The sequence below is a fragment of the uncultured Algibacter sp. genome (assembly GCF_905480415.1).
Classification (GTDB): Bacteria; Bacteroidota; Bacteroidia; order Flavobacteriales; family Flavobacteriaceae; genus Algibacter_B.
Genome location: NZ_CAJQQI010000112.1, coordinates 1 through 3,039 on the forward strand (window position 1 = coordinate 1; position 3,039 = coordinate 3,039).

At 34.7% G+C, this 3,039-nt stretch carries 3 protein-coding genes and 1 pseudogene; all 4 read left to right on the top strand.

Annotation, left to right across the window (positions count from 1 at the left end):
- Positions 1–811 (top strand): UDP-3-O-(3-hydroxymyristoyl)glucosamine N-acyltransferase (locus QZ260_RS07865; protein WP_295984789.1); only part of this gene is annotated, 811 nt, incomplete at its 5' end.
- A gap of 67 nt (positions 812–878) precedes the next feature.
- The gene (gene sucD / locus QZ260_RS07870) at positions 879–1,751 is read left to right on the top strand and encodes a succinate--CoA ligase subunit alpha (protein WP_295984791.1); all 873 of its coding nucleotides are present in this window, start codon (positions 879–881) and stop codon (positions 1,749–1,751) included.
- Between the two features lie 115 nt (positions 1,752–1,866).
- Positions 1,867–2,613, top strand: a complete 747-nt coding sequence (gene fabG, locus QZ260_RS07875) for a 3-oxoacyl-[acyl-carrier-protein] reductase (protein ID WP_295984795.1) — start codon at positions 1,867–1,869, stop codon at positions 2,611–2,613.
- A gap of 51 nt (positions 2,614–2,664) precedes the next feature.
- Positions 2,665–3,039: pseudogene (locus QZ260_RS07880) on the top strand (VWA domain-containing protein); the annotation flags it as partial.

The following is a 3,039-nucleotide window of genomic DNA, read 5'->3' on the forward strand; positions in this document are numbered from 1 at the left end:
TATTGTTTTTGTTGATCATCCGAAATACTATGGAAAAGCTTTAGATTCCGCTGCTACCATTGTTCTTATAAATAAAGAAGTAGAATGTCCAGTGGGTAAAGCGTTACTTATTAGTGAAGATCCTTTTAGAGATTTCAATAAACTTACTGATTTTTTTAAACCTTTTCAATCTTCTAACGCTTCAATTTCTCTGTCAGCTAAAGTTGGAAAAAACACTGTCGTTCAGCCCAATTGTTTTATTGGTCATAATGTAACTATCGGTGATAATTGTATTATTCATTCTAATGTCAGCATTTATGATGATGCCGTAATTGGTAATCATGTTACTATTCATGCCGGAACTGTTTTAGGAGCTAATGCTTTTTATTATAAAAACAGACCAGAAGGTTATGATAGATTGAAGTCTGGAGGACGCGTTGTGATTGAAAACCATGTTGATATTGGTGCAGGATGTACTATTGATAGAGGTGTTACAGGAGACACCATTATTGGGGAAGGTTCAAAATTAGATAATCTTATTCAAGTTGGCCATGATACAGTGATTGGAAAAAAATGTTTGATTGCTTCACAAGTCGGTATTGCTGGTTGTGTTGTTATTGAAGATCAAGTTACCCTTTGGGGTCAAGTAGGTACGACGAGCGGAATAACCATTGGAAAGAAAGCTATAGTTCAAGGGCAGTCTGGAGTTACTAAATCTATTGATGGTGGCAAAACATATTGGGGAACGCCAATACAGGAAGTACGTGCTAAACTAAAAGAAATGGCATCAATAAAGCAGATTCCTAATATTTTAAAGCAATTAAAAAATTAAGAGTATTTAAGATAAATAAGTGCGTTCAAAAAATTACATTTGTGCAACAATTATCAAATAAGAAAATATGAGTGTTTTAGTTAATAAAGATTCAAAAATAATAGTTCAAGGGTTTACTGGCAGCGAAGGTACTTTTCACGCCACTCAAATGATTGAATACGGCACTAACGTCATTGGTGGTGTTACACCAGGAAAAGGCGGTCAAACACATTTAGATAAACCAGTTTTCAATACAGTTTTAGAGGCTGTTGAAAAAGTTGGAGCAGATACAACCATTATTTTTGTTCCCCCAGCATTTGCTGCAGATGCCATTATGGAAGCTGCTGATGCCGGTATAAAGGTAATTATTACTATTACTGAAGGTATTCCTGTTGCTGATATGATTACGGCATCAAGCTATTTAAAAAATAAAGACTGTCGATTAATTGGTCCTAACTGCCCAGGAGTAATTACGCCTGGTGAAGCAAAAGTTGGTATTATGCCGGGGTTTGTATTCAAAAAAGGTAAAGTAGGTATTGTTTCTAAATCTGGGACATTAACTTATGAAGCTGCAGACCAAGTTGTAAAACAAGGTTTAGGAATTACAACAGCTATTGGTATTGGAGGAGATCCAATTATTGGTACGACAACAAAAGAAGCTGTTGAGATGTTAATTAATGATCCTGAAACGGAAGCTGTCGTAATGATTGGTGAAATTGGAGGACAGTTAGAAGCTGATGCTGCCAATTGGTATAAAGCAAGTGGAAGTAAAAAGCCTGTTGTTGGTTTTATAGCTGGAGAAACGGCACCCGCAGGACGTACCATGGGACACGCTGGCGCCATCGTTGGAGGTAGTGATGATACGGCTCAAGCCAAAAAGAAAATTATGAGAGCTTGTGGAATTCATGTTGTAGAATCACCTGCAGAAATTGGAAAAAAAATAGCTGAAGTACTAAGCTAAATTTGATTATATATATATTAAAACCTTGCAAATCTTGTAAGGTTTTTTTATTTGGTGCCATTTGTATTTGTTATATTTGAAATGCTAACATTAATAATAACTAACTGAACATAAAATGAAACTATTAGAAGGTAAAACGGCCATAATTACTGGTGCTAGTCGTGGAATTGGAAAAGGAATTGCACAAGTTTTTGCTGCGCACGGAGCAAATGTAGCATTTACATATAGCTCATCTGTTGATGCGGCAAACGCATTAGAACAAGAACTTAATGCTTTAGGAATTAAGGCAAAAGGCTATAAAAGTAATGCCGCTAGTTTTGAAGAAGCTCAAAAGTTAGCTGAAGAAGTTGCAGCAGAATTTGGTAGTATAGATATTCTAGTTAATAACGCAGGAATTACAAAGGATAATTTGTTGATGCGTATGAGAGAAGAAGATTTTGATACCGTTATTGAAGTGAATTTAAAGTCGGTTTTCAATATGACCAAAGCTGTGCAGCGAACTATGCTAAAACAACGAAAAGGCTCAATTATTAATATGAGTTCTGTAGTTGGAGTAAAAGGTAATGCAGGTCAAGCCAATTATGCTGCATCAAAAGCTGGAATTATTGGATTTTCAAAGTCTGTAGCTTTAGAATTAGGTTCAAGAAATATAAGAAGTAATGTCGTGGCTCCAGGTTTTATTGAAACCGAAATGACTGCTAAATTAGACGAAGAAGTTGTCAAAGGATGGCGTGCTGGAATACCTTTAAAACGCGGAGGCACTCCTGAAGATATTGCCAATGTTTGTGTGTTCTTAGCAAGTGATATGAGCGCTTATATTACTGGACAAACCTTAAACGTTGACGGTGGAATGCTTACGTAATTGTCGTTCCTGCGAAGGCAGTAATTTCATCTATCAAACTTGTGAATTTTTATGAGTTCAGAAACTCTAATATATATTATACTTGCTGGAATAATAGCACTTGGTTTAGCGCATTTTCAGTATTTCACTAAAAACAAAAGCATGTCTAAATTAAACATGCTTTTTTCTTTTTTGAGATTTTTAAGTGTGTTTGCTGTTTTAATACTAATTATAAACCCAAGTTTTGATAAAATAAAAATAGCTATAGAAAAACCTAATCTGATTGTAGCTATCGATAATTCTAGTTCTGTTAGTCATTTAAAACAAGATAGAAGTGTACTTGAGTTTGTTGAAAATATTAAGAATAACAATGATCTTAAAAACAAGTTCAATATAAATTATTACACTTTTGGGGAAAGTCTAAATGCTTCAGATTCAATTACATTT

Coding starts and splice junctions, on each gene's coding strand:
- sucD (WP_295984791.1), top strand. CDS start 879: ATGAGTGTTTTAGTTAATAAAGATTCAAAAATAATAGTTCAAGGGTTT.
- fabG (WP_295984795.1), top strand. CDS start 1,867: ATGAAACTATTAGAAGGTAAAACGGCCATAATTACTGGTGCTAGTCGT.